The organism is Mesorhizobium sp. WSM4976 (assembly GCF_029625685.1).
In the GTDB taxonomy this organism is placed as follows: domain Bacteria; phylum Pseudomonadota; class Alphaproteobacteria; order Rhizobiales; family Rhizobiaceae; genus Mesorhizobium.
Genome location: NZ_JARTVT010000012.1, coordinates 112,140 through 134,018, shown reverse-complemented (window position 1 = coordinate 134,018; position 21,879 = coordinate 112,140). Strand labels below are relative to the sequence as shown.

At 63.5% G+C, this 21,879-nt stretch carries 35 protein-coding genes; 21 read left to right on the top strand and 14 right to left on the bottom strand.

Going from position 1 to position 21,879, the window contains the following annotated elements; translation table 11 throughout:
* Nucleotides 1-330: 330 nt before the first annotated feature.
* The gene (locus P9272_RS16590; protein ID WP_278161329.1) at nt 331-1,050 is read left to right on the top strand and encodes a Crp/Fnr family transcriptional regulator; all 720 of its coding nucleotides are present in this window, start codon (nt 331-333) and stop codon (nt 1,048-1,050) included.
* Between the two features lie 45 nt (nt 1,051-1,095).
* Here P9272_RS16590 and P9272_RS16585 read toward each other — a convergent pair whose 3' ends face one another.
* Nucleotides 1,096-1,266, bottom strand: a complete 171-nt coding sequence (locus P9272_RS16585; protein ID WP_278161328.1) for a hypothetical protein — start codon at nt 1,264-1,266, stop codon at nt 1,096-1,098.
* A gap of 316 nt (nt 1,267-1,582) precedes the next feature.
* Entirely contained in the window at nt 1,583-1,858 is a 276-nt protein-coding gene (locus tag P9272_RS16580; RefSeq protein ID WP_278161327.1) for a hypothetical protein, read from the bottom strand.
* A 92-nt stretch (nt 1,859-1,950) separates the two neighbouring features.
* On the opposite strand from P9272_RS16580, the gene P9272_RS16575 reads away from it, so the two are divergent.
* Nucleotides 1,951-2,286, top strand: a complete 336-nt coding sequence (locus P9272_RS16575; protein WP_128259989.1) for a hypothetical protein — start codon at nt 1,951-1,953, stop codon at nt 2,284-2,286.
* A gap of 234 nt (nt 2,287-2,520) precedes the next feature.
* On the top strand, nt 2,521-3,831 hold the full coding sequence (locus tag P9272_RS16570; RefSeq protein ID WP_128259988.1) for an Nramp family divalent metal transporter: 1,311 nt from the start codon (nt 2,521-2,523) through the stop codon (nt 3,829-3,831).
* A 91-nt stretch (nt 3,832-3,922) separates the two neighbouring features.
* On the opposite strand, the gene P9272_RS16565 is transcribed toward P9272_RS16570, so the two are convergent.
* On the bottom strand, nt 3,923-4,216 hold the full coding sequence (locus tag P9272_RS16565) for a hypothetical protein (protein WP_128259987.1): 294 nt from the start codon (nt 4,214-4,216) through the stop codon (nt 3,923-3,925).
* 281 nt (nt 4,217-4,497) lie between these two features.
* Here P9272_RS16565 and P9272_RS16560 point away from each other — a divergent pair, with 281 nt between their 5' ends.
* Together P9272_RS16560 and P9272_RS16555 are read left to right on the top strand one after the other, a co-directional pair.
* Entirely contained in the window at nt 4,498-5,010 is a 513-nt protein-coding gene (locus P9272_RS16560; protein ID WP_278161326.1) for a ferritin-like domain-containing protein, read from the top strand.
* 122 nt (nt 5,011-5,132) lie between these two features.
* Nucleotides 5,133-5,342, top strand: coding sequence for a hypothetical protein (locus P9272_RS16555; RefSeq protein WP_128259985.1), 210 nt, complete (start codon nt 5,133-5,135; stop codon nt 5,340-5,342).
* Between the two features lie 50 nt (nt 5,343-5,392).
* On the opposite strand, the gene P9272_RS16550 is transcribed toward P9272_RS16555, so the two are convergent.
* On the bottom strand, nt 5,393-6,403 hold the full coding sequence (locus tag P9272_RS16550; RefSeq protein ID WP_278161325.1) for a YihY/virulence factor BrkB family protein: 1,011 nt from the start codon (nt 6,401-6,403) through the stop codon (nt 5,393-5,395).
* Between the two features lie 361 nt (nt 6,404-6,764).
* Between P9272_RS16550 and P9272_RS16545 the strand changes: the two genes are divergently transcribed.
* The 5 genes from P9272_RS16545 (at nt 6,765) to P9272_RS16525 (ending at nt 8,967) form a co-directional block, all read left to right on the top strand.
* Nucleotides 6,765-7,055: a hypothetical protein gene (locus tag P9272_RS16545; RefSeq protein WP_278161324.1), complete on the top strand. Its 291-nt coding sequence runs from the start codon at nt 6,765-6,767 to the stop codon at nt 7,053-7,055.
* On the top strand, nt 7,055-7,240 hold the full coding sequence (locus tag P9272_RS16540) for a hypothetical protein (RefSeq protein WP_278161323.1): 186 nt from the start codon (nt 7,055-7,057) through the stop codon (nt 7,238-7,240). Before P9272_RS16545 ends, P9272_RS16540 begins: the two co-directional genes overlap by 1 nt.
* Before the next feature lie 14 nt (nt 7,241-7,254).
* A complete protein-coding gene (locus tag P9272_RS16535; protein ID WP_278161322.1) occupies nt 7,255-8,262 on the top strand; it encodes an HWE histidine kinase domain-containing protein in 1,008 nt (335 codons plus the stop codon).
* A 6-nt stretch (nt 8,263-8,268) separates the two neighbouring features.
* Nucleotides 8,269-8,625 (top strand): response regulator, encoded by a 357-nt coding sequence (locus tag P9272_RS16530; RefSeq protein WP_278161321.1) that lies wholly within the window; start codon nt 8,269-8,271, stop codon nt 8,623-8,625.
* A 156-nt stretch (nt 8,626-8,781) separates the two neighbouring features.
* Entirely contained in the window at nt 8,782-8,967 is a 186-nt protein-coding gene (locus P9272_RS16525) for a hypothetical protein (RefSeq protein ID WP_278161319.1), read from the top strand.
* A 395-nt stretch (nt 8,968-9,362) separates the two neighbouring features.
* Here P9272_RS16525 and P9272_RS16520 read toward each other — a convergent pair whose 3' ends face one another.
* The 3 genes from P9272_RS16520 to P9272_RS16510 form a co-directional block, all read right to left on the bottom strand.
* Nucleotides 9,363-9,548, bottom strand: a complete 186-nt coding sequence (locus P9272_RS16520) for a DUF3606 domain-containing protein (protein WP_278161317.1) — start codon at nt 9,546-9,548, stop codon at nt 9,363-9,365.
* Nucleotides 9,549-9,637: 89 nt separating this feature from the next.
* Nucleotides 9,638-9,937, bottom strand: a complete 300-nt coding sequence (locus P9272_RS16515; RefSeq protein WP_278161315.1) for a hypothetical protein — start codon at nt 9,935-9,937, stop codon at nt 9,638-9,640.
* A 27-nt stretch (nt 9,938-9,964) separates the two neighbouring features.
* Entirely contained in the window at nt 9,965-11,002 is a 1,038-nt protein-coding gene (locus P9272_RS16510; protein ID WP_278161314.1) for an SDR family oxidoreductase, read from the bottom strand.
* 157 nt (nt 11,003-11,159) lie between these two features.
* Between P9272_RS16510 and P9272_RS16505 the strand changes: the two genes are divergently transcribed.
* Nucleotides 11,160-11,336, top strand: a complete 177-nt coding sequence (locus tag P9272_RS16505) for a hypothetical protein (protein WP_278161313.1) — start codon at nt 11,160-11,162, stop codon at nt 11,334-11,336.
* 205 nt (nt 11,337-11,541) lie between these two features.
* Nucleotides 11,542-11,841, top strand: coding sequence for a DUF982 domain-containing protein (locus P9272_RS16500; RefSeq protein WP_128259976.1), 300 nt, complete (start codon nt 11,542-11,544; stop codon nt 11,839-11,841).
* A gap of 23 nt (nt 11,842-11,864) precedes the next feature.
* Here P9272_RS16500 and P9272_RS16495 read toward each other — a convergent pair whose 3' ends face one another.
* Entirely contained in the window at nt 11,865-12,584 is a 720-nt protein-coding gene (locus P9272_RS16495; RefSeq protein ID WP_128259975.1) for a Crp/Fnr family transcriptional regulator, read from the bottom strand.
* 163 nt (nt 12,585-12,747) lie between these two features.
* Here P9272_RS16495 and P9272_RS16490 point away from each other — a divergent pair, with 163 nt between their 5' ends.
* Nucleotides 12,748-12,981 carry a hypothetical protein gene (locus P9272_RS16490; RefSeq protein ID WP_278161312.1) on the top strand — a complete coding sequence of 78 codons (234 nt, stop codon included), beginning with the start codon at nt 12,748-12,750 and terminating at the stop codon, nt 12,979-12,981.
* A gap of 36 nt (nt 12,982-13,017) precedes the next feature.
* Complete coding sequence (locus P9272_RS16485) at nt 13,018-13,911, top strand: alpha/beta hydrolase (protein WP_278161311.1); 894 nt, start codon at nt 13,018-13,020, stop codon at nt 13,909-13,911.
* 52 nt (nt 13,912-13,963) lie between these two features.
* Here the strand turns inward: P9272_RS16485 and P9272_RS16480 are convergent, their stop codons facing one another.
* On the bottom strand, nt 13,964-14,284 hold the full coding sequence (locus P9272_RS16480; protein ID WP_278161310.1) for a hypothetical protein: 321 nt from the start codon (nt 14,282-14,284) through the stop codon (nt 13,964-13,966).
* Nucleotides 14,285-14,629: 345 nt separating this feature from the next.
* Here P9272_RS16480 and P9272_RS16475 point away from each other — a divergent pair, with 345 nt between their 5' ends.
* The 5 genes from P9272_RS16475 to P9272_RS16455 all read left to right on the top strand — a co-directional run bounded on the left by P9272_RS16475 (nt 14,630) and on the right by P9272_RS16455 (nt 16,217).
* Nucleotides 14,630-14,731, top strand: coding sequence for a KGG domain-containing protein (locus P9272_RS16475; RefSeq protein ID WP_128260090.1), 102 nt, complete (start codon nt 14,630-14,632; stop codon nt 14,729-14,731).
* 154 nt (nt 14,732-14,885) lie between these two features.
* Nucleotides 14,886-15,380: a hypothetical protein gene (locus P9272_RS16470; protein ID WP_278161309.1), complete on the top strand. Its 495-nt coding sequence runs from the start codon at nt 14,886-14,888 to the stop codon at nt 15,378-15,380.
* A 28-nt stretch (nt 15,381-15,408) separates the two neighbouring features.
* Nucleotides 15,409-15,627 carry a hypothetical protein gene (locus P9272_RS16465; RefSeq protein ID WP_278161308.1) on the top strand — a complete coding sequence of 73 codons (219 nt, stop codon included), beginning with the start codon at nt 15,409-15,411 and terminating at the stop codon, nt 15,625-15,627.
* Between the two features lie 31 nt (nt 15,628-15,658).
* Nucleotides 15,659-15,856 carry a hypothetical protein gene (locus P9272_RS16460; protein ID WP_128259969.1) on the top strand — a complete coding sequence of 66 codons (198 nt, stop codon included), beginning with the start codon at nt 15,659-15,661 and terminating at the stop codon, nt 15,854-15,856.
* A gap of 40 nt (nt 15,857-15,896) precedes the next feature.
* Nucleotides 15,897-16,217, top strand: coding sequence for a plasmid stabilization protein (locus tag P9272_RS16455; protein WP_128259968.1), 321 nt, complete (start codon nt 15,897-15,899; stop codon nt 16,215-16,217).
* Between the two features lie 37 nt (nt 16,218-16,254).
* Here the strand turns inward: P9272_RS16455 and P9272_RS16450 are convergent, their stop codons facing one another.
* Entirely contained in the window at nt 16,255-16,713 is a 459-nt protein-coding gene (locus P9272_RS16450) for an Lrp/AsnC family transcriptional regulator (protein WP_278161402.1), read from the bottom strand.
* Nucleotides 16,714-16,881: 168 nt separating this feature from the next.
* Between P9272_RS16450 and P9272_RS16445 the strand changes: the two genes are divergently transcribed.
* Both P9272_RS16445 and P9272_RS16440 read left to right on the top strand, forming a co-directional pair.
* Nucleotides 16,882-17,625: an AzlC family ABC transporter permease gene (locus P9272_RS16445; RefSeq protein ID WP_128259966.1), complete on the top strand. Its 744-nt coding sequence runs from the start codon at nt 16,882-16,884 to the stop codon at nt 17,623-17,625.
* Nucleotides 17,622-17,921: an AzlD family protein gene (locus tag P9272_RS16440; protein WP_278161307.1), complete on the top strand. Its 300-nt coding sequence runs from the start codon at nt 17,622-17,624 to the stop codon at nt 17,919-17,921. Before P9272_RS16445 ends, P9272_RS16440 begins: the two co-directional genes overlap by 4 nt.
* 6 nt (nt 17,922-17,927) lie before the next feature.
* On the opposite strand, the gene P9272_RS16435 is transcribed toward P9272_RS16440, so the two are convergent.
* From P9272_RS16435 to P9272_RS16420, 4 genes are all read right to left on the bottom strand, one after another.
* Nucleotides 17,928-18,404, bottom strand: a complete 477-nt coding sequence (locus tag P9272_RS16435; RefSeq protein WP_128259964.1) for a hypothetical protein — start codon at nt 18,402-18,404, stop codon at nt 17,928-17,930.
* Nucleotides 18,405-18,581: 177 nt separating this feature from the next.
* Entirely contained in the window at nt 18,582-18,974 is a 393-nt protein-coding gene (locus P9272_RS16430) for a hypothetical protein (RefSeq protein ID WP_278161306.1), read from the bottom strand.
* Between the two features lie 105 nt (nt 18,975-19,079).
* Nucleotides 19,080-21,182, bottom strand: coding sequence for an EAL domain-containing protein (locus tag P9272_RS16425; RefSeq protein ID WP_278161305.1), 2,103 nt, complete (start codon nt 21,180-21,182; stop codon nt 19,080-19,082).
* Nucleotides 21,183-21,303: 121 nt separating this feature from the next.
* Entirely contained in the window at nt 21,304-21,828 is a 525-nt protein-coding gene (locus tag P9272_RS16420; RefSeq protein WP_278161304.1) for a Crp/Fnr family transcriptional regulator, read from the bottom strand.
* Nucleotides 21,829-21,879: the final 51 nt, after the last annotated feature.

The following is a 21,879-nucleotide window of genomic DNA, read 5'->3' as shown; positions in this document are numbered from 1 at the left end:
GGCTTTCCTCCCGGAATTGCGTAAAAACAAGGAGATAGAAGATTTCACCGTTTCCGTGAAACGGTGAAATGCTCTGGTCGCACGACTGCTTCGAGCGCAGCGTAACCATGTCGCTGTTCCCCATCGCCGTGAACAGCGAATTTGACGCGATTGGCTTCAGGCCGTCGCACCAGTCATGCCTTCCGGCATTTCGCGGGGAAAAAGCGCCGAATTATCAAATGTTAGCGCGCTCTGTTCAACAACCCCATACCTCGTCAAGCGCGCCTGTTTTTGAATCACTTGTGACATCCCCTGTGACCGGGCCGCTCGGCCTGCTCATGGAAGACATGAATGCTCGAATCGCTTTTCCTGAACCTTGGCCAGCACGACAGCCTCTCGGACGAGGAACAATCCCTGCTCGGCGATTTGATGGCCGGCGAGCGCAGCTTCGCCGCGGGGCAGGATATCGTCGCTTCCGGATCGCGACCGGTGTACAGCACACTTATCCTGGACGGCCTCGCGGCCCGCTACAAGGTGCTTGCCGATGGCGGCCGGCAGTTCACCTCGCTGCAGGTTCCAGGCGATTTCGTCGACCTCTACGCCTTCCTGCTGAAGACCATGGACCACGGCGTCATCGCGCTGTCGCCCTGCCGCGTCATCCTGGCCGACCACTCCAAGCTGCGCAGCATCACCGAGCGGGCGCCGCACCTGACGCGGCTTCTGTGGCTCGACACGCTGATCGACGGCGCCATCCACCGCGAATGGATCGTGGCCATGGGACGCCGCTCGAAGGTCTCGCATCTGGCGCATCTGTTCTGTGAGCTGTTCGTCAGGCTGCAGGTGGTGAAGCGGACCAACGGCATGAGCTTCCATTTGCCCGTTTCGCAAGCCGAGCTCGCCGATGTGCTCGGCCTGTCGGTGGTGCATATGAACCGAGTCATCAGCGCGCTGCGCAACAGCGGCGTGATCGCCTGGGCGAACCATACGGTGACGATCCTCGACTGGCGGAAGCTGCAGCAGATCGCCGAATTCGACCCGACCTATCTCTCGATGACCCGCGAGCCGCGTTAACGCGCTCTGCCCGACCCCGTTGCGCTTTTCCGGCCGCCCCCCCCGTCAGTCACCGCGTCGTTTCCGGTGCGGAGACTCCTGATTCTCGTCGCGCAGCATCTGCCTGTCGTCGGGATCGATCAGATCCGAGCGGCGCTTATGTTCCGGCATGAAGCGATGCTGCCTGAATTCAACTGAGCTCAGCGCGCTACAGCCCCTCAAATCACGATTGCGCATCGGAACAAGTCCGGGCGCTTCCGGTTTCGCATTGATCAGGACTGCGTGAAATGGCCCAGGATCGACGTCATAACGAAGCTCTCGCGAAGCTGCTGAGACAGCAGTTTTCCAGCGAGTTCTTAAGACGGCACCTGCGCGCGTGGCCACTTTTCCGAGTTGACCGTCAGCTTCCCGAGCGCCTTCGGGCCCTGCTTGAAAGGCTCGGGCGAAGGAGCGGTCGAAACGGTTATCACAAAGGGGATGACAAGCGCTGAGAGGCCAAGCTCGAGATAGTCGGTCCGTTTGAAATTCTGGTCCGGCGCAAAACGGACGGCGCTTAATTGAGAAGCCGCTCCCGGTGCGCAATGTGCAGCGCCTGCGTGACTTCGAACAGTTCAAGCAGTTCTATTGCCTGCTCGGCCGGTGCGCCTAGCTCGGTGAGTCGATCGATAATCTCACGCTGGCGGGAGATATGACGCGCTCCCATTCGGATATGACGATTGAGCATTTCAAGCTCGGTTTCGGAGCTAACCATCTGGTCGCAACGTGGGTGGCGCGGTGAGGATCGTCTCGCAACGTGCGCCTGCGATCGTGCGCCGGCTTTGATTTTCATCAATTACCCCAGGGGCTTGGTCGTCATGGCGCGCCTCGACTCCTCTCTGCCACGGCGATATGATTTCAAAGCTCGGAGTTAGGGCAAGGCTGATGGACCGCTTTATCGCCAGAGAGAACATCAAGCACTTCGTGGACCGCCTTCAGACGGAGACGGACGACGCCACCAGAGCGACGGTTCAAAGGTTGCTGATTGCTGAAGAGGACAAATTCGCGAAATTGTCCGAACGGCTGGATATGGTGGACCAGAACATCCTCCGGATCGCCGATCTTGCAGTGCTGCAGCGCGCAAAGGTCAATGACATGCGCCCTGATGGCGACGGCGCGGCATTGGCCCACCGTCACCTCGAAAACCTCGAGGAATTACACAGACTCTTTGTCGCGAGCCGGCAGCTCGTGGTCACCATGATGGATAGGTCCAGCCTATAATCGGCAGCCGGTCGAATACGCACGTCTAAACAAATGTGGATGAAGGCGGCGTCGCCTGATGCCAGGGTGACGGCGGCCGTGGAACCGATTCCCCGTCGCTCCATTATCCCGTGTCTTCTTTAGTCGTTGCTCATTTCATGAACAGCCTTCTCGATACGATCGTGCACATCGCGCCGACCGACGCGGCTTCGACAGAAATGGCAGCGCCCTCAAACTGAAAAGGAACGGCAGGCGATGACCGAGGTCGGTGCCCGGGTCGAGAAAGAACAAAGCAACATTCTGGCAAAAGGCCCGTTCCAGCGGCTCGTTCGCACGGTCGGGCCGGGCTTTATCACCGGCGCGTCCGATGATGATCCGTCCGGCATCGGAACCTACAGCCAGGCCGGCGCCCAGCTCGGCTTCAACATCGGCTGGGCCATGCTGTTCACCTTCCCGCTGATGGCGGCGATCCAGGAGATCGCCGCTCGCATCGGACGCACCACCGGCAAGGGCATCTCCGGCAACCTCAGCCGGCATTATCCGGCCTCGCTGCTTTACGTGGTCGTGATGCTGCTGTTCGTCGCCAACGTCATCAACATCGGCGCCGATCTCAGCGCTATGGCGGATGCGTTGAAACTGCTGGTCGGCGGGCCCAGCCCGGTCTACGTCATCACCTTCGCGGTGGTCTGCGTCTGCGCGATCGTGTTCCTCGACTACACGCGTTATGTGAAGGTCCTCAAATGGACGACACTGAGCCTGTTTGCCTATGTCGTTGCGATGTTCGCCGCGAATGTGCCCTGGGCCGACGCGGCCAAGGGGCTGTTCATTCCGCATGTTGAATGGAGCGGCGCGTTCGCCACCACGCTGCTCGCGATCCTGGGCACGACCATCTCGCCCTATCTGTTCTTCTGGCAAGCCTCGCAGGAGGTGGAGGAGGAGGAACTGAAGCCTACCGCCAAGCCGCTGAGGTGGGCGCCGTGGCAGGCGTCAAGGGCGTTCCAGCGGATACGCGCCGACACGCTGGTAGGAATGGCCTTCTCGAATTTGATCGCCCTCGCAATCGTATTCACCACGGCCGCCACCCTACACAAGGCGGGGGTGACCGACATTGCCTCGTCCACGGACGCGGCAAAGGCGCTCGAGCCGGCTGCCGGCAAATTCGCCTTCATCATCTTCTCGGCCGGCATCATCGGCACCGGACTTCTGGCGGTTCCGGTGCTGGCGGGCTCAGCGGCTTTCGCCGTGGGCGAGGCGCTGCGCTGGAAGGTTGGGCTGCGGCGCCGACCGAAGGAGGCGGTGGCGTTCTACGCCACGCTCGCCGCCGCGACGGCGCTTGGCACCGTCATCATGTTCACGCCGATCGACCCGATCAAGGCGCTCTACTGGAGCGCTGTGATCAACGGCCTATGCGCCGTCCCGGTGATGGTCGTCATGATGCTGATGTCCGGCCGAAAGGACATTATGGGGGAGTTCCCGGTCCAGGGCTGGCTGCGGGCCTTGGGCTGGTTGTCGACGATAATAATGGCCGCTTCATCGGCGGGCCTTGTGGCGCAGTGGTTTGTATGAAGGGGAAGTGGCGGCAATGACCCATTCGATGCGCCAAACGTGAAAACGGCGGCTGAAGCAGCCGCCGTTTCTTTGTCGATGCCGGCTGGGCTCAGTTTGCGCCGCCGAGTTCCTTGGTCATCTTGCAGAAATTGTCATGCTGCTTGGCGATGGCCTCGTCGCCGCAGTCCTTCTTGATCGAGGTGCGGTCTTCCTCGCTCATGGCAAGCCATGCCTTCTTGAACTCATCGCCGGATCTCATCGTCTTCATCCCCGCATCGGTAAAGAAGGGCGACATCTTCTGCGGATCGTCCAAGGCCGATGTTCCTTTGGCGCTGCTGGCCATCGCCGCGCCCGTAGCGAGTGAAAAAGCGAGTGCGCTCATGCAAAGGATCTTGGTATTCATTTTCATGCTCCCTGCCTGGGTTGGGATCAACTGCTTTTCAACAGCGCGTGTCCGGGTAAAAAGTTCCGCGCGAAATCAAAGAAATGCCGGTCGCGATTGCCGCGCGAGGGTCGTCTGCAGCCCCCTTCGATCGAGCTCGCCTTCGATCGGCTCTCGATCTCTTCGGGCGGCGGTCAACAACAAATGAGGCCCCCGACCGCTTTCACCGGAAAATTTCTGTCGGGAACAAGTTCGAAAAAACTGTGTTGGATTGGTTATCCACCCACCCAGGAGATGCGGATATGCCGACAACGAAGGCGGCCTCGAACAAGGGGCTTAACGAACTTTTCCACGACACGCTGAAGGACATCTATTTCGCCGAGAAGAAGATTCTCGCAACGCTGCCCAAGATGGCCAAGGCAGCGCAGGACGACGCGCTGAAGGCCGCCTTCGAAAAGCACCGCGAGCAGACCGAAGAACATGTCGCGCGCCTGGAGGAAGTGTTCGAGGTGATCGACAAGAAGCCGGTGGGCAAGACCTGCCAGGCGATCATGGGCATCACCGAGGAAGGCGCCGAGATCATGGACGAGTACAAGGGCTCGCCCTCGCTCGACGCGGGACTGCTGGCCGCGGCGCAGGCCGTCGAGCACTATGAGATTTCGCGCTACGGCACGCTCAGGACCTGGGCGCAGGAACTTGGCCTGACCGAGGCCGTCACCTTGCTCGACAAGACGCTGAACGAAGAGAAGGAAACGGACGTCGCGCTAACCAAGCTCGCCGAGTCCGCGGTCAACGTCGCTGCTGAGGCAGCCTGAGTTTAGAGCAGGCTGGATCGCCATTCGGGGAGGCAAGCCTGCGGGCCTGTCTTCCCGAGCTCGCCATCGACCATGGAACTTCAGCCCCGGCAGGGAGTTGCCGTAGCGCGGAAACACTCGCGATGACAAAAGCGTCGCTCCACCGGCTGAAGGGCCTAGGTTATCTGATCTCGACGGTCAGCGTGATATTGCTCGTCATCGTAAGCTGGTCGAGAGCATCGCAAAGTCCGTTGCTGATTGCCTGCCTGCTCGGCGGCGCCGCGACCTCGATCGCCGGCATGTTCTGCCGCTGGCTTTCCTACGAAATCGAGAAGCGCTGGGACGACCGGTAAGGGTACGCCCCTTCTTCCAGAACGGCGACCTCCTGCTAAGCACGTCAGTTCTACCGCGGGCGGTCCGGCCTGTTGGCGTCGGTTTGCGACATCAGCACAGTGACAAGGCAGGCGATGACAATCCATGCGGCGACTTCAATGCCCGAGGCGCCGCGCGCCGGCGGCGGGGCGGTGGCGGGCGCCACCGGCTCGGCGGCCACGACTGGCGCAAGGTCCGGCCGGCTGCCGCGGCGCACCGAATAGGCGCGCGTGATCTCGGCGCCGAAGAGGAATATCTGCGCCGAATAGTAGACCCAGACCAGCACCACCATCAGGGCTCCGGCCGCGCCGTAGGAGGTGGCGATGGCGCTGGTGCCGATGTACCAGCCGATGAGCGACTTGCCGACGGTGAAGAGCAGCGCGGTGACCAGCGCGCCGACGCCGACATCGCGCCATTTGAGCGTGCGGTCCGGCAGGACCTTGTAGATCGCGGCGAAGAGGAAGGCGATCAGCGCGAAGGAGACGATCGTGTTGATGGCGCTGAGGATCAGTTCCCCGAACGGCAGGCTCCGGTTGATGATCTCGCCCAGCGCCGCGATAGCCGTGCTGGCGGCGAGCGATACCAGCAGCAGGAAACCGAGCGCCGCCACGAGGCCGAGGCTGGCCGCCCTCGCCCTTACAAGGCGCGACAGCGACACCCCGTTGGGCTTCACCTTCCAGATTTCGTTGAGCGACTGCTGCATCTCGCCGAAGACGCCCGACGCCGTCACCAAAAGCGTCACCACTCCGATCAGCGTGGCAAGCGCGCTCGACCAGCCATGCGAAGCGGTCTCTATCGTGGCCTTCAGCAGGTCGGCGCTCTGTGGCCCCATCACGCCCGATATCTGAGCCGACAGCGCCAGCTGGGCGGCATCGTTGCCGATGACGAAACCGGCGATCGCGACGACGATCAACAGGATCGGCGCCAGCGACGTGGTGGCGTAGAAGGCCATCGCCGCGCCATGGCTCAGCGCATTGTCATCTATGTAGCCGGTGACGCTTTCCTTCAGCAGTACCCAGCCTTCGTCGACCCAGCGCAGCATCTCCCTCACCTGATTCGGACACGGACCGAGCGCGGTTCGGTGTCGGCTTTGTCGGGCTGCATATTTCCTGCCATCGCTGCCAAGCCCTCTGTTGAGCGGGCCGGGTGGGACAAGAGCTCGACTGCCTTTTCGTTGGCCAGGGCGAGAAGCCGGAGAAACCAGCCCTGTTCTCTTTGCCACCAGGTCCGGCTGACGCGGCCCGCCAATCACAACCCGGCGCGGGCGCTCTGGTTCCGCGAACCGAGACGGTTGCCGCGACAAGAGGCCCGCCCGGCAGCCAGTACTCCAATTTCGCCGATACAGGATCGAGTTTGAACCCCGAGCGTTGACACCCTATGCATACCGCAAAGCAGGGAATTTCATGAAGGCGCATGAGGCATTGATCGCTTGGAGCGGATGGGACGACGAATCCCCTATGCGTGGCAAGGTGGCGGTTGGTCGTATTGTCGGCGAAGGCCAAATCTCTTGGACAGACGGATATTCCAACACAGGCGGCGCTGCCCTTGAGGCACGTCGCAAGATGCGCGGCGCACAAAGCCTGATTGGTGTAGTGAAGGATTTCCACTATCTGGTGGTGGATGAACGCTTGGACCCGGAAGCGGTGCACAAAGCGTTCCTCGCTATCGATGAATATGCGAAGCTATTTGGATAATGCCCACTGGACCTAAAGGCCAGAAGCGCCCCGCCGACGACGTGCAGGACGACGGCAAGAGCGCCGCCGCCAAAGAGCTTGGCTCGAAGCGCGGAAAACTGAGACATTATCCCGCGTCGGCGATCTTCGCTTTGGAGAAGCGCGGTTGTATGATCGGCGGCAGGCTTATAGCCTTGTCGGGCTAATGGGTATTTCGGCAATGGATTTGGAAGACCTCTACCGGATTCTGCGGACCGGTCACGTGCAGGCCCAAGGCATTGTCGACACTGTTCCCGATCCCATGCTCGTGCTGGATTCGGCCCTGACCGTCCAGAGCGCCAACCGCGCCTTCTTCAGAACGTTCGCGGTCGAGCGTTACGACACGATCGGACAACACCCGTACGACCTGGGCAACGGTCAATGGGACATTCCCGAGCTGCGTCGTCTCCTTGCAGAGGTGATCCCGAAAAGCTCGGCGGTGATCGATTACAAAGTGGAGCATGATTTCCCGCACATCGGGAAGAAGATCATGCTTCTGACAGCGCGCACCGTGTTCAATCCGGACAACGTCAGCCACCTGATGTTGCTGTCGATCGTCGACATTACGGACAGAAGCCGAAAAGAGGCGGAATTCGAAGCGGTCTTTGGAGAATTGCGGCACCGGCTGAAGAACGTGCTCGGGCTGGTGCGGGCCCTAGCCAATCAAACCAAGGCGGAAGGCGTTTCGGGAGAGGAGTATCGCACGGCGTTCCTCGGCCGGCTGCAAGCCGTTGCGGATGCCAATGATCTGGCCTTGAGCGATCATGGTGACGATAGTCTCGATGCCCTGGTGGCGCGCGCAACGAAGCCCTTCCAAACCGCTCCGGAGACGATCATCGTCGAGCCCAGCCCGCCCCTGACGTTGGCCTCGAAGGAGATAATGTCGCTGAGTCTCCTGCTGCACGAACTGGCAACCAACGCGGTCAAGTATGGCGCTTTGTCAGCTCCGGCCGGGACGGTTCGAATTCGATGGGAGGTCGAGCAAGGCGATCATCCATTGCTGCGCCTGTCCTGGCGCGAGAGCGGCGGCCCGCCTGTACGCAAGCCCGCCTCGACAGGGTACGGCACCCAGCTCATTCAATTCGCCATCGCATACAATCTCGGTGGCAAGGTGGAACAGAATTTTCGAACCGAGGGTTTCGAAGCCGAGATAGTCGTCCCCCTCGAAAGGGCCGCTCGCCCAGATTGATGGCCGGTGCAAAAGACCATCCTAATCGTCGAAGATGAATTCATCATCGCGATGGATCTTAAAGTCATGCTCGAACGCCTGGGATGGCGGGTCTTAGGCCCAGTCCCCAAAGTCGCAAACGCGCTCCGCCTGCTGGAAGACGAACTGCCGACATTAGCCTTGCTCGACGTGAATTTAGGCGACCAACTTGTCACGCCCGTAGCCGAGGCCTTGCGCAGCCGCGGTGTGCCTTTTGCGGTGGCGAGCGCTTATGACAAGCCGGAACTCATCGGCGGGGCCGTCCTGGCGGGCGTACCCAATGCAGGCAAACCGACCTCGGAGTGGAGCCTGCTGGAGGTTCTGGCGAAGCTCTCGCCGCCCTGACCCCGCGCCCCTCCACTTCATCGCCGCCTTTGCATGGCAACAAGGTCTTCAGGACCTGGGCGCGAAATGTCGTCCCATCCCGAATGCAGTGGAATTGAAACAGCAACGAACAGGCCTATAATTAGCTGACTAAGTGATTCATGGCACGGTGAACCGATGGCCAAGAAGAAAGACAGACAAGCCAGTTCGGGCATCGCGGACGCCTCCCGCGCCGAAATCCATGAGGCGGCTTATTTTGCCCGCAAATGCGGCCTCACCCGCGACGAGGCCCTGCAGATGATCCGCGAGGCGCACGCCTCGCCGGTCCTCAAGCCGGCCGAGAGCGAAAAGCGCAAGCACTGATCCTTATCGAGGCGTCCGTCGATCGCGGCGGAAGGCTTGATCACCGGTTTGCCGCGCTCGCTCTGCTTCTGTCCTTGCCGCTCGTCTTCGCCGCGGCCCTGGGCTTCTCCGCCGCGGCTTCCCGAGGCCTTCCCGCCGGCGTTTGCGAAAGCCTTGCCGCTCTCAGCCGAGCCGTCTTTGCCGCCCTGTCCGCCGCCTCGCCTTCGATTATCGACCGTGCGGATTCGGTGGTGGCCTCGTGCTTGTCGTAACGCTTGGCCCGCGTGGCCGCCGAGGGCGGCTTCGCCAGATTCCGGTCTTTGTCCATGCGCCAGAAACTAGAGCTTCATCCGAAATCTGCCAGCCTGGAATGAAGCGTGCCAACCCGACTGGGCCTGCGCGGCAACGAATCCGGATCATGCCCGAAATTTTCTCGACTCCCGTTCCAACGTCTTGCGGTCGCCTCCGTGCTTCCTGATCAGTTCATGAAGCTGCGGCACGCTGATCCGCATCTTGTTGGCAAAACAGTCGACCTTGTAGACGTCTTCAGCGGACTCGCGGTCGCGGTCGCGGAGATCACGTTTGCCCTTGTCGACTGCCATGACCGTTCTCCCATGCAAGGTCTTGCAGCTGTTCGAGGCAGCGGCGTCCCTTGCAGCTGTTCGAGGCAGCGGCGTCCGATCGGCCTTGGTCACTGGCCCGTCTGCGGCGGCACCTCGCCCGGTTTGATCACCGGCATCTCGCTGCCGGTCGGCGGCGGGGTCGTCGCGTTCTGATCGCCTGTCGGCGGCGGCTTCAGCACGCCGCCGCAATTGCCGAGCTGTTTCGACAGTTCATCCGTATCAGCCACTTGCTTCTGTTTCTGCAGCTGGTCGTTGGCGTTCGGCTTGGCTTGGCAGTTCTGCGTCTGCTGGTCCGGCTTGGCCGTCTGCGCCGCAGCCGGCGGCGCCGGCACCAGCGCGATGGCCGCGATGAGAAGCGCTTTCTTCATGGGATCCTCCTCATGGTGCTCATGGGATCAGTAGCCCCCGATGATCGGCAGGATCTCGCCGGTGATGTAGCTGGAGCATTGCGGCGAGGCCAGGAACACATAGGCCGGCGCGATCTCCTCCGGCTGGGCGGGACGCTTCATCGGGGTCTTGGCGCCGAACTGCGAAACGTCCTCCGCTTGCTTTTCCGACGGGTTGAGCGGGGTCCAGACCGGACCGGGCGCCACCGCGTTGACGCGGATGCCCTTCGCGATGAGGTTGCCGGAGAGCGCGCGCGTGAAGGCGTGGATGCCGCCCTTGGTCATCGAGTAATCGACCAGTTCCTTCGAGCCTTCGATACCGGTGACGGAACCGGTGTTGATGATCGCCGAGCCCGACTTCATGTGCGGCACGGCTTCCTGCGCCATGTGGAAATAGCCGTAGAGATTGGTCTTCAGCGTGGTGTCGAAATGCTTTTCGGTGAGATCGGCGAAGTCGGCCGAGTGAACCTGGAAGGCCGCGTTGTTGACGAGCACGTCGAGCCTGCCGAAGGCTTTGACCGTCTCGGCCACCGCCTTGCGGCAGAAGGCGCGCTTGGCGACGTCGCCGCGCAGGGTGACGCAACGCCTGCCCTCGGCCTCGACCGCCTGCTTCGTCGCCTTGGCGTCGCGGTCCTCGCTGAGATAGACGATGGCGACATCGGCGCCTTCGCGCGCGAACAGCACGGCGACCGCGCGGCCGATTCCGGAGTCGCCGCCGGTGACCAGCGCGACCTTGTCCTTGAGCTTGCCTGATCCTTGCCAGAACGGCGCGTCATAGAGCGGCGCCGGCTCGATCGCCCATTCCTCGCCGGGCTTGGGATGATGCTGCTTCGGGAAAGGTGGCGTGGGGTAGCGGCGGGCGCCGGCCTGCATGGCGCCCGAGGCTTTCGGCTTCGGCTTGCTGCGATCGGTGGCATCGACCTGGCGCTGGACACTGCGCTGCCTGCGCGCGGTCTTTGCACTGTCCGGTTTCTCCCCCGTGACTGATTTCTCCCTGGCGGCTGATTTCTGGGGGGCGTCTGATTTCGTTCGGCTGCTGGTCGGCATGATGGTCTCCTTTCGGGGGACAACGCATGTCGTCGCAAAAGGTTGGCCCGGTTCGTCGCCCCCGCCGAGATGCCGCGCATACATCAAAGTTAAATGCGGACGACCGGTCCAGGGTGCTAACTCTTGGTCATTGGGGGGACTCTCGAGGAGGAGTCCCATGGACGTTCGAACTTTCATCGGCAGCCTGTCGGCCGCTCTGCGGCGTCGGCGCGGCGCCACGCCGCCAACACCCGTGAGGGTGATCCGCCCTTCGCTCGCCGATGTGCCGCTGAGGCCCCGCCCGCGGCCGCCGCACCGGCCGGCGCCGCCGATCCGGCCCGCGAGCAACATGTGATCTCGAGCTTGTCGTGCCGACTGGCCGGCCGGATGCAACCGACCGGCGACGTCATCGTTTAGGCCAATCCCCAATCTTGTGGTGCATCATGAAGACCTTGCCTATCAACAGCCCAGTTCTCGTCCTTGCCGCCGCCGTGGTCACCCTGGCGCCCTTTGCCGGCCTTGCCTGGCGCACGCGCGAATGGCTCGGATGGTGAGGACCGATGAGCCGTTTCCTCCCGCTCACCATCCGCTTCATCAGCGGCGGCACGATGGTGGTCACCACGGTGGCCGAGGCCAAGAAGGCGCTCGCCGGGACATGGAAGAACAAGGAAGCGCCGGCCTATCTCGAAGCAGCCCGGCTGGTGGATGACGCGATCGCGGGCATTTGCCGGCCGGCCGTCGCCTTTGCCGCCTTCAAGAAGGCCGCCGCGCAGCAGGGGCTGCTGAAGGAGGCCGCGCCGAGCGCCGCGCTCACCATGCTGGACGAGCTGTGGTCGCGCTCCAAGGTTCCGCGAAGCTAGGAGGCCGCTCCATAGCGGCCGGCCTATCTCGGCTCGCGCGACATGCTGAGATAGGTCGGATCGAATTCGGCGACCGTGACCAGCCGCTCCCAGTCGAGGATCGTGATCATATGGTTGGTCCAGCTGATGACGTTCATGCGGCGCAGCGTTCCGATCACCCTGTTCATGTGGACGACGGAAAGGCCCAGCACGTCGGCGAGCTGGGCCTGCGACAGCGGCAGATGGAAGCTCATGTCGCGAGTCTTCTTCACCACCTGAAGCCTGACGAACAGCTCGCATATCAGATGCGCGAGATGGGACAGCTTGGAGCGGCGGCCCATGGCCACGATCCATTCGCGATGGATGGCTCCGTCGACCAGCGTGTCCAGCCAGAGCAATCGGGTAAGATGCGGCGCCTGCTCGGTGATCGTCTTGAGCTTGCTGTGCTCGGCCGCCGCCACATGACATGGCGACAGCGCGACGATGCCGTGATCCATCGTTTTCAGCAGGAACGCATGCAGGTCCACGAAATCGCCCGCGACCTGGAGCGAGGTGAACTGGCGGCCCCCGTCCTCCAGAACCTTGTAGCGGGCGGCCAGCCCGTCAATGATCAGGGTGCTGTAGGTCGGCCTGGTTCCTTCGACAACGATATCCTCCCCCACGCCGACATATTTCTCGATCGACAAGGTCGATGTGAGCAGAGCTTTTTCTTCGTCCGAGAGGGCGTCATGCTGGCCCAGATTGAGAAAGAGTGATTCCAGCATCCGGCTGCCTCCATTCGCCCCTCTCCTAACGCCGCAGGCCGATGCTGGTTGCGAGCGATGCCGCGCCGCAACGCCGGCGCATGGCCGATTCTCCCTCTGGATCAGATGTTTGGAACCATGATCGCGTCCGCGAATTGACCGTCGGATTGGGATCAACGTGCCGATGCAACGCTTCTATTTCGACCTTTACAACGCCGAGCACAGCCAGGAAGACACTGAGGGACAGCTCTTCGCCAGCCGTGAGCGCGCCGGCATGGAGGCATTGCGCATCCTGCATGACGTCGCCCGCGACGAGATGACGGGCGGCAAGCTTCTGACGATCACGGTCAAGGTGCTCGACGAAAAGCGTGACCAGATTTTCGAAGCGTCGCTGACGCTGGATTCGGCCTGGACCTGAGGCAGCCGGCGCCGGTCCCGTTCCCGGAGGCAAGCAATGTTCGACGATTTCGACAGCCGCGAGATCGACACCGGTGAGGCCAGGATATTCGCCCGCCGCGCCGGCACCGGCCCCGGCCTGCTTCTGCTGCACGGCTTTCCGCAGACGCATGCGATGTGGCGCGAGGTCGCGCCAATCCTGGCGCGGGATTTCACGGTCGTCTGCGCCGATTTGCGCGGCTATGGGCGAAGCTCCTGCCCGCCATCGGCCGCCGATCATGCGCCCTATGCCAAGCGCGCCATGGCCGCCGACATGGTGGCGCTGATGGAGAAGCTGGGTTTCCGGCGCTTCATGGTCGCCGGTCACGATCGCGGCGGACGGGTCGCCTACCGGCTGGCGATCGATCATCCGGATCGCGTCGAGAAGCTCGCTGTGCTCGACATCATTCCCACCGCCGATGCGTGGGACCGCGCCGACGCAAGACTGGCGCTCGGCTACTGGCCGTGGTCGTTGCTGGCGCAACCCGAGCCGCTGCCGGAGACAATGCTCGCGGCCGCAGCCGATGCAATCGTCGACAATGCGCTTTCCGGCTGGGGATCGTCGCCCGACGCGTTCCCGCCCGGGGTGCGGCAACTCTATGTCGACGCGCTGCGCGACCCGGCGCACATCCATGCCATTTGCGAGGAATATCGCGCGGCGGCGTCCCTCGACCGCGAGCATGACCATGCTGACAGGAAGACCGGCCGGCACATCGCCTGCCCGCTGCTGGCGCTATGGAGCGAGCATGGGGCGCTGGCTGAATGGTACGTCGAGGAAGGCGGCCCTGAGGCGTTGTGGCGGCACTGGGCCGACGACGTCAGCGGCGGCGCGTTGCCCGGCGGTCATTTCTTTCCGGAGGAGTCGCCGATCGAAACTGCAGCCACGCTGGACGCATTCTTCTCCGGAAGATAGCAGGCGCCCGACAGGCGTTGGCGCGAGCCGGCCAAGCGCCTGCCGGGACGGCTCACGCAAGAATCAGGTATAGCAACGGCACCGCAGCAAGACCGATCGCCATTGCGACGAGCGCGGCATGGCCCAGACGCTCCGCGCGCCTGGCGATGTCGGCTATCTCAGCCTCATCATTGATGACGTCGAGGAATGAGAGATCGAGAGGGGCGGCAGGTAGGTTGTCGTTGGCAGGCAGGGTTTCGACAGTCTGCCGGGTGGGCTTTGCAGAGATATAGGTCAAAACGTCGTCTCGCTCCGAGGCCGGCTGCGCGGCTTCTTGTTGGTGAATTTTGGTGCCCGCCGAATTTACGCGGGTACGATCGGCGGGCACCAGCATGGCCGCCGATGGAGGGGGCTTTCTCGTCGGCCGCTCACCAAATTCCCAGAAACCCCGCTGGTTCCACGAGCCAGCCCATTGCGTCGAATTCGTCGGACTTCAGTCTGGCGAATTCACGAAATATTTCGGGCGGAACATCGGTTGCCGGCACATGTTCACCCTACTCAAGGATGTCGAACGCGTCCTTGAATTTCACCCCGAAGAAGAATCCGAACCAACGGAGAGTTCGATATGCCCAATCAAGGCGGAACCCACGAACAGCACGTCAAGGCCGGCCAGCAGAGCCACAAGAACCGCGACGACCAGCATCGCGGCGGCGGACAGCAGCAGGCCGAGGACCGCAACATGGGTCAGCGGAGCGAGGGCCAGCACAGAGGCGGCAGCGGCAACTTCGCCGAAGACCGTCAGCGCGCCTCGGAGGCAGGCCGGAAAGGCGGCCAGCGCTGAGTTCAAAACAAAGATGGCGTCCGCGTTCGCGGGCGCCATTTCATTGTCCGCGAGATCGATCCCGGGATGGAACATCTTCGCCGTCCTCCAGTTGACCTTGGAGCGGCCGCCGAAACAGGCTGCCGCCGCCGCAGGATGTTCAACGGAGGCATCAATGTCCTTGCACACACTTCATCCCGAACGCGTCGATGAGACCCGCATGCAGGCCTATTCGACCTTCGGTCCCCTGCTGATCCACGCCTTGGCGCAAAAGCTGGCCCGCTGCCAGGGCGTGCGCGAGCTGGACAAGATCGAACAGTCGCTGGTGCGCCTGGTCGAGGAGACCGACGTGACCTCTACGGATGCCGAGGCCATGAAGGAGTTCGCGGTCGAGCTCGTCGTCTCGACACTGCGCAACGCGCGCGAGCATCCCGACGCCAAGCAGGACCTGGAACAGATTGACGAGCGCCGCACGCAAGGCCGGTCGGAGGATCCGGACACGCTGGAAGAGCAGTTGCAGTCCGGTCTCGAGGACAGTTTTCCGGCCAGCGATCCGCCGGCCGTGGTTTCCACCGCGATCACCGGCGGCTCCAAGGACATCGTCGGGACCGACGAGGTGCTGCGCCGCATGAAGGAAGCACGCCGCAGGCAGTCGGAGACCGCGGGCTGACACGGCGCCGAAGCGAAGGAGACATGCAATGACGCAGGCAGACGACAACATACCCCGCCGCCCGGGCGCGGCGAACGCGCCACAGGGCGGCAAGCTGCCGGTCAAGGGCGGCGACGATCCCGACGTGCGGTTCCTGGCCGAGAACACCGACCTCTCGCCGAAGCAGGCGCGCGAGCTGATCCGCACGCACGGACACAACCGCGACAAGCTGCTGGAGATCGCACGAACCATGAAAGCGGAGAGCTGACCACTATTTCAAAATCGCAAGCGAGGAAGACATGAGCAACACACCACGTCCGGGACGCCCCGGCACCTCCGATCAATGGCCGCGCTGGGAAGGCCCCAAGGCCAACAAGCCGCGCGGCTACCTGCCGCCGAAGGACGATCCCGACGAGAACCGCGATGCCGCCGGCGAGAACAACAAGGACCCGGAGCGGTCCGACCTTGGCGACGTCGCCAAGAAGAAGGGCGATTGAATCCCTTCCCGATTCACTCAGCGCAACAAGGAGCAAGACGATGCCACGTGGCGACAAATCGAAATACACCGACAAGCAGGAACGCAAGGCCGACCATATCGCCGAAGGTTATGAGAAGCGCGGCGTTTCCGAAAAGGAAGCCGAGCGGCGCGCCTGGGCGACCGTCAACAAGGATGACGGCGGCGGCAAGAAGGAAGGCGGATCGGGACGCGGCAAGCACACCGGCCATCCCGCGGCGCACAAGGGCGGCAAGATGGGCGGCAAGGCCTCGGGCGGGCGCTCCGCGGCGGACAGATCGGCTTCGGCCAAGAAGGCCGCGGCGACGCGCAAGCGGAATGCGGAGCACCACGCGCATCATTGAGGACTTCCCTTCTCCCGCAAGGGGAGAAGGGCCAATCCTACAGCGGCATTTCCGAGGTCTGCTTGATGATCTGGCTGGGCACGTCCGTCTTGACGTTCTGCACGCCCTTGATGCGGCTCAGATGCTCTGACTGGAAGCGGCGGTAGTCGTCGATGCCGGCCGCTACGATGCGCACCAGCGCGTCGCAATCGCCGAGCATCAGATAGCACTCCATCACTTCGGGAAATTTCGCCACCTCGGCGGCGAAATGCTCGATCGTATCCTCGTCCTGCTGCTTCAGCCAGATGCGGGTGAAGAAGGTCTGGCCGCGGCCGATCTTGGCCGGGTTGAGGACCGCGACATAGCGGGCGATCACGCCCGCCTCCTCCAGCAGTTTCACGCGCCTCAGGCAGGGTGAAGGCGACAGGCCGACCTCTTTCGCCAGATCGTTGTTGGCCATGCGCCCATCGCGCTGCAGGGCGCGCAGGATGCGTCTGTCGATCTCATCGAGCTTCATGGTGAAAGATTCCAATTCTTCATCCTAACGTGCTATCCAATGCCAAATTCTTGCAGAAATGGCGCATTTTCGCAACCCGATTGCCTGGCGTTTCGGCTACGGTCCGGGACCGACAACCCACAACCGAGCGAAAGGCGGTTGGCTGCCAGGCCGGCCGAAGGCATAGCCATGAGCGTTTCCGAGATCGCCGTCGCCGAGGGTCAGGCCACCAACATGCGCGGCGCCGAGCTCCGACGTGGGCTTGCCGCCTCGGTGCCGGTTCTGCTCGGCATCATTCCCTATGCGCTGGTGCTCGGCGCGCAAGCCGCGCAGAAGGGCCTAGGCCTGCTTGAGGTGCCGCTGATGACCGGCCTCAATTTCGCCGGCGGTTCCGAATTCGCGGCGATCCAGCTGTGGAGCTCGCCGCCGCACATCCTGTTGATCGCCGGCATCACCTTGCTGGTGAACAGCCGGCATTTCCTGATGGGCGCGGCCCTTGCGCCGTTCATCAAGCAGCTGCCGAAGCGACGGGTCTTTCCAGCGCTGTTCCTGATGTGCGACGAGAGCTGGGCAGTTGGCCTGGCCGATGCGCAACGCCGCGCCGCGGCCGGCACGCGGCCGGCCTTCAGCCTGCCCTTCTATCTGGGCGCCGCCCTGCCCTTCTACCTCGCCTGGGTCGCGTTCACGACCTGTGGCGCGGCGCTCGGGCCAGTGCTTGGCGACGTCGAGAAGTATGGCTTCGCGATGGCCTTCCCGGCCGTCTTCCTGGTGCTGCTTCGGGGCATGTGGAAGGGCTTCGCCGCGGCGCGGCCCTGGCTGGTCAGCCTGGCGGCAGCGGCGCTCACCTATCTCCTCGTCCCGGGCGCCTGGTATGTGGCGGTCGGTGCGCTGTCCGGCCTGGTGGCCGCATGGTTCCTGGCAGATGAGACATGATCGACCCGATGACATTTCTTGCCATCCTCGCGATGGCCGGCGTGACGTATCTCACCCGTATCGGCGGCTATGTGATGCTCAAGAACCGCGCGCTCAGCCGGCGCGCCACGGCGGTGATGGAAGCCGCCCCCGGCTGCGTGCTGATCTCGGTGATCGCGCCGGACTTCGTCTCGAGGAATCCCGCCGACCTCGCGGCTCTAGTCATCACCCTGCTTGCCGCGACGCGGCTGTCGATGATGCCGACAGTGGTGATCGGAGTGGCTTCTGCGGGCCTGTTGCGGTGGCTTATAGGATAACCGGCCTCAGAGGCCGTACAGCCCAAGCTCGTCCGGCTGGCCGCCCTCCCCGCCCGCATGCTGCTTCAACGCGGTGTCCAGCCTGTCGTTGTCGCCGCCTTGCGGACGGACGATCGCGTTGACGAGCGTATCCAGCGAAACGCCGAGCTGGTCCAGGCCAAGCTGCCTTTCGATCTTGGGGACCGCCGACGGCGATTGCCGTTTGAACGCCTCGACGGCGTTCTTGACCGCCGAACCGTAGGAAGACACGGAATCGTAGTCGGTCTGGTCGACGCCGAATTCCTTGCCGGCGCGCTGCATCAGCCGGACCTTCGTCGCCGTGATGTTGAGGCTGTCGAGGCTGAACATGGCGACCGCGGGCTCCGCCTGGGTGAGCGGCAACGCGGCCGGGCCGGAGGCGATGTCGGTGCTCGCGGCCGGTCTGGCCGCTGGCGGCAGACGTTGCTGAAGGATCACAAGCGCGGTGTTGAGCGTCGAAGACATTGCCGGGTCTCGCACGCGCCCGTCCGTCATGGACCGGGCGCCGGACAGTCAAGCCAAGACGTCATGTCCCGAGCGTTTCACCGGCAATAACCCGGTTGTCCTAAGAGTTCGATAGAACGACGGTTCACCTTTTAACGATGAACCGCGCCGTCCCTTTGTTTGGCGCAACCCGGAAGCTCAGTCGTCCCCGCCACCGCCACCGCCGCCACCGCCGCCACCATGCCCGCCGCTGTCGCCGCCGCCGTCATGGCTGCCGCTATCGCCGCCACTTTCGCCGCTGCCCCCACCCTGGTTGTGATCGCCCTGATCGTCGCCCGCGTCGTCACCCTGGTCGCCCTGGTGCGAGCCGGCGTCGACGCCAGCATCGTCGCCCTGTTGATTCTCAGCGGTGGCCTGATCATCTTCCTGGCTGCCGGTGGCACTGTGCTCTTGATCGTCCTGCACCGGCGCCGTCACCTGATCGCTCGGCACGGGGGAGGCGCCGTGATCCGAGCCCGCGAGCGACGGTTGCGCCGCCAGAATGCCGAGCAAGGAGACCGAAGCCGCCAGCAGCAGGGGAAAAGCCTTCATTATCGTCTCCTTCCGGCCCGCAAGCCGCCATTGTCTGGCTGATCATCAGCCGGGCCGGATTACGGCCCGCTTAAACAGGCGATTCGAATTTTAGCCATCGCTTATTTATATCTGCCGCCTTGCAAGCACAGTCAATCCGCCCGTAGCCCGCGCTACGATCGCCTCCAGCGGCTCGGGCCGGTGCAGGAAATAGCCCTGACCATAGGCGACGCCCATGCCCATCAGGATCTCCAGCGCGTTTTTCTCCTCGACCTTCTCGGCCACCACGGCGGCGCCCATCGAGCGGGCGATGCCAGTGATCGCCGAGACGATCTCGCGATCGAAGGGGCTGTCGGCGATGTGCTCGACGAAGGAACCATCGATCTTGATGGCATCGATGGGGAAGCGCCTGAGGTATTCGAACGAGCTCATGCCAGCGCCGAAATCGTCGAGGCTGACGCGGCAATGGCGGAGCCTCGCCTTGCGCACGAACTCGGCCGCCGCGTCGAAATTGGTGACGGCGGCGGTTTCGGTGATCTCGAAGCCGACAGCCGAGGGCGGCGCACCGCTCTCGGCGATGGCCTCGTCGACGAAATCCCAGAGCTGCGGGGCGGAAAGCGTCTGCGCCGACAGGTTGAAGTCGAGCAGGATGGCGCCCGCGCGCATCGCCTCGCCATGGCGCGTCAGCGCATTGCGAATGATCCAGCGGTCGAGCCGCGCGGCAAGGCCGAAACGTTCGGCGACCGGCATGAAATCGCGGGGCGGGATCATCTTGCCGGTGCGGGCCTCGAGCCTGGCCAGCACCTCCACATGGCGGCTTTGCTCCCATGGCAGGCCGAGCCGGTGGATCTCCTGGCCGAACAGCTTCAGCCGGCCATCCTCCATCGCGTCGACAAGGTCGGCGGCAAGCCGCGCCGCGTTGAGCCCGCCGGCGCCCGACGTCGTGTCGGGCGAGAACACGGCGAAGCGGTCGCGGCCGCCGGCCTTGGCGGCGTAGCAGGCGTCGTCGGCGCAGGCGAGCGCATCGGCCACGCTCATGTTGCGGTCGCGCACGAAGGCGATGCCGATGCTGGCGGCAAGCCTGCGCGAGGTGACCGCCGAGCCGAGATCGGCGTCGCGCACCGCAGCGAGCACGGCGCGGGCGATGCGCTCGGCGCAAGCATCATTGCAGTTCGGCACCATCAGCGCGAATTCGTCGCCGCCGAGACGCGCCGCATGCGCCGACGCGGGCAGGCTGGCGATGATGCCCGCCGCGACGCTCTTCAGCGCCAGGTCGCCGGCGGCATGACCGGCATAGTCGTTGAGCGCCTTGAAGTAGTCGAGGTCGACATAAAACACCGCCAGCGGCAGGCGCTCGGCCATGGCGATGTTCTCGGCGAGCAGCCGGTCGAAGGCGGAACGGTTGAGCAGCCCGGTCAGGGCGTCGTGACGCGCGGCGAAGGCGAGGCCTTCGGCGCGCATCTTCTCCTCCGTGATGTCGCGCACGGTGCCAAGCACCTGGCCGGCAGAGCCGGCATCGGCGACGAAGCGCACCAGTGTTTCGAGATGACGGACCTGGCCGTCACGCCGGATGATGCGGTATTGCGAGGCCACGACATCGCTGGAGCCCAGCGCGATCTCGTGGGCACGCTCGGTGGCTTCCTTATCGTCCGGATGAAGATAAGTGTGCCACAGCTCAGCCGACACCTCGTCGCTGTCGGCGACGAGGCCGAATATTTCGCGTGTGCGCGCGTCCCAGAAGCTTTTCCTGGTGCCGACATCGTGATGCCAGATGCCGGTGCCGCTAGCGGCAAGCGCGAGGCGAAAGCGGACATTGACCTGCTCGAGCGCAGCCTCGGCCTCTTTCTGGCGGGTGATATCGGTCTGCACGCCCATCAGCCGAAGCGGCTTGCCGTCGGCGTCGCGCTCGACAGTGCCGCCACGGTCGAGCACCCAGACCCAGCGGCCGTCCTTGTGGCGCAGGCGCAGCTCCGTCTCGATGGAATCGACGAGGCCCGCAATATGCCGGTCGCCGCTTTCCTGCGCGCGCTGGCGGTCGTCGGGATGGGTAAGCTTCAGCCACAGATCGGGCGTGTCGGCGAGTTCGCCGGGCTCATAGCCCAGCATCTTCGACCAGGTCGGCGAATAGTAGCAATCGCCGGTCAAGAGATTCCAGTCCCAAAGGCCCAGATAAGCGCGATCAAGCGCCAGCGCCCAGAACTTGCCGTTGCGTTTATTGTCGTCCGCCATTCTTTGTTCTTTGTCGTCCCGTGCCGGAAGTATTGCATGGGAGCAGAGAAGAAAGAGTTACCGGCCTTGTCCGCGATCGCCAGCGTCCCACCGCAAGCAAGGCTTGGAAGCTGGGCACCAATCAATCTGGCGCGTTCGGCGCTCTCCGCCTGGCCATTTCGCGGTAGAGCGCCTCGGGGCTCACGCCGATCTCATGAGCAATGATGGACCATTGACCCTTTGCGGGCAGGCTGCCGTGCCATGCGATCCATGCGTTAAGCCGGGCCGCAACGGTCTTGAGGAAGAGAATCTCGGCCTGGAGTCTCGCTTGCTGGACCTCGCGCGCCAGATGACGCGCCCACACCACGGCCAGTTCCGGATCCTGCTGAAGGCGCGCACGCAGGGTGGAGCGTGGAATGGCCCATGTCACCGCCGCCGTTTCAGCGCGGGCGTCGCAATGATATTGCGCCGAATAGAGCGAGGCTTCGGCCAGGATCGAGGCGGGCCGGGCACGCTGCAGAATCAAGATCGAGCCATCGTCCTGATGGCGGACCAGATGGATGATGCCTGATCGCACCGCGTGAATGTTGCGGATCGGATCGCCGAAATGAAATACCGAGCTGCCGGCGGCGAACTCGCACAGGCGGCCGGGAAGATCGTCGAGCAAGGTAAACAGCGAAGGCGACATGATCTCTATCATGTCGCCTTCGGGTCCGGC

What these genes read in the sequence shown, in the direction of transcription:
- P9272_RS16590 (WP_278161329.1), top strand. Translation starts at nt 331, where the DNA reads ATGCTCGAATCGCTTTTCCTGAACCTTGGCCAGCACGACAGCCTCTCG.
- P9272_RS16585 (WP_278161328.1), bottom strand. Translation starts at nt 1,266, where the DNA reads ATGCGCAATCGTGATTTGAGGGGCTGTAGCGCGCTGAGCTCAGTTGAA.
- P9272_RS16580 (WP_278161327.1), bottom strand. Translation starts at nt 1,858, where the DNA reads ATGAAAATCAAAGCCGGCGCACGATCGCAGGCGCACGTTGCGAGACGA.
- P9272_RS16575 (WP_128259989.1), top strand. Translation starts at nt 1,951, where the DNA reads ATGGACCGCTTTATCGCCAGAGAGAACATCAAGCACTTCGTGGACCGC.
- P9272_RS16570 (WP_128259988.1), top strand. Translation starts at nt 2,521, where the DNA reads ATGACCGAGGTCGGTGCCCGGGTCGAGAAAGAACAAAGCAACATTCTG.
- P9272_RS16565 (WP_128259987.1), bottom strand. Translation starts at nt 4,216, where the DNA reads ATGAATACCAAGATCCTTTGCATGAGCGCACTCGCTTTTTCACTCGCT.
- P9272_RS16560 (WP_278161326.1), top strand. Translation starts at nt 4,498, where the DNA reads ATGCCGACAACGAAGGCGGCCTCGAACAAGGGGCTTAACGAACTTTTC.
- P9272_RS16555 (WP_128259985.1), top strand. Translation starts at nt 5,133, where the DNA reads ATGACAAAAGCGTCGCTCCACCGGCTGAAGGGCCTAGGTTATCTGATC.
- P9272_RS16550 (WP_278161325.1), bottom strand. Translation starts at nt 6,403, where the DNA reads ATGCTGCGCTGGGTCGACGAAGGCTGGGTACTGCTGAAGGAAAGCGTC.
- P9272_RS16545 (WP_278161324.1), top strand. Translation starts at nt 6,765, where the DNA reads ATGAAGGCGCATGAGGCATTGATCGCTTGGAGCGGATGGGACGACGAA.
- P9272_RS16540 (WP_278161323.1), top strand. Translation starts at nt 7,055, where the DNA reads ATGCCCACTGGACCTAAAGGCCAGAAGCGCCCCGCCGACGACGTGCAG.
- P9272_RS16535 (WP_278161322.1), top strand. Translation starts at nt 7,255, where the DNA reads ATGGATTTGGAAGACCTCTACCGGATTCTGCGGACCGGTCACGTGCAG.
- P9272_RS16525 (WP_278161319.1), top strand. Translation starts at nt 8,782, where the DNA reads ATGGCCAAGAAGAAAGACAGACAAGCCAGTTCGGGCATCGCGGACGCC.
- P9272_RS16520 (WP_278161317.1), bottom strand. Translation starts at nt 9,548, where the DNA reads ATGGCAGTCGACAAGGGCAAACGTGATCTCCGCGACCGCGACCGCGAG.
- P9272_RS16515 (WP_278161315.1), bottom strand. Translation starts at nt 9,937, where the DNA reads ATGAAGAAAGCGCTTCTCATCGCGGCCATCGCGCTGGTGCCGGCGCCG.
- P9272_RS16510 (WP_278161314.1), bottom strand. Translation starts at nt 11,002, where the DNA reads ATGCCGACCAGCAGCCGAACGAAATCAGACGCCCCCCAGAAATCAGCC.
- P9272_RS16505 (WP_278161313.1), top strand. Translation starts at nt 11,160, where the DNA reads ATGGACGTTCGAACTTTCATCGGCAGCCTGTCGGCCGCTCTGCGGCGT.
- P9272_RS16500 (WP_128259976.1), top strand. Translation starts at nt 11,542, where the DNA reads ATGAGCCGTTTCCTCCCGCTCACCATCCGCTTCATCAGCGGCGGCACG.
- P9272_RS16495 (WP_128259975.1), bottom strand. Translation starts at nt 12,584, where the DNA reads ATGCTGGAATCACTCTTTCTCAATCTGGGCCAGCATGACGCCCTCTCG.
- P9272_RS16490 (WP_278161312.1), top strand. Translation starts at nt 12,748, where the DNA reads ATGCAACGCTTCTATTTCGACCTTTACAACGCCGAGCACAGCCAGGAA.
- P9272_RS16485 (WP_278161311.1), top strand. Translation starts at nt 13,018, where the DNA reads ATGTTCGACGATTTCGACAGCCGCGAGATCGACACCGGTGAGGCCAGG.
- P9272_RS16480 (WP_278161310.1), bottom strand. Translation starts at nt 14,284, where the DNA reads ATGCTGGTGCCCGCCGATCGTACCCGCGTAAATTCGGCGGGCACCAAA.
- P9272_RS16475 (WP_128260090.1), top strand. Translation starts at nt 14,630, where the DNA reads ATGGGTCAGCGGAGCGAGGGCCAGCACAGAGGCGGCAGCGGCAACTTC.
- P9272_RS16470 (WP_278161309.1), top strand. Translation starts at nt 14,886, where the DNA reads ATGTCCTTGCACACACTTCATCCCGAACGCGTCGATGAGACCCGCATG.
- P9272_RS16465 (WP_278161308.1), top strand. Translation starts at nt 15,409, where the DNA reads ATGACGCAGGCAGACGACAACATACCCCGCCGCCCGGGCGCGGCGAAC.
- P9272_RS16460 (WP_128259969.1), top strand. Translation starts at nt 15,659, where the DNA reads ATGAGCAACACACCACGTCCGGGACGCCCCGGCACCTCCGATCAATGG.
- P9272_RS16455 (WP_128259968.1), top strand. Translation starts at nt 15,897, where the DNA reads ATGCCACGTGGCGACAAATCGAAATACACCGACAAGCAGGAACGCAAG.
- P9272_RS16450 (WP_278161402.1), bottom strand. Translation starts at nt 16,713, where the DNA reads ATGAAGCTCGATGAGATCGACAGACGCATCCTGCGCGCCCTGCAGCGC.
- P9272_RS16445 (WP_128259966.1), top strand. Translation starts at nt 16,882, where the DNA reads ATGAGCGTTTCCGAGATCGCCGTCGCCGAGGGTCAGGCCACCAACATG.
- P9272_RS16440 (WP_278161307.1), top strand. Translation starts at nt 17,622, where the DNA reads ATGATCGACCCGATGACATTTCTTGCCATCCTCGCGATGGCCGGCGTG.
- P9272_RS16435 (WP_128259964.1), bottom strand. Translation starts at nt 18,404, where the DNA reads ATGTCTTCGACGCTCAACACCGCGCTTGTGATCCTTCAGCAACGTCTG.
- P9272_RS16430 (WP_278161306.1), bottom strand. Translation starts at nt 18,974, where the DNA reads ATGAAGGCTTTTCCCCTGCTGCTGGCGGCTTCGGTCTCCTTGCTCGGC.
- P9272_RS16425 (WP_278161305.1), bottom strand. Translation starts at nt 21,182, where the DNA reads ATGGCGGACGACAATAAACGCAACGGCAAGTTCTGGGCGCTGGCGCTT.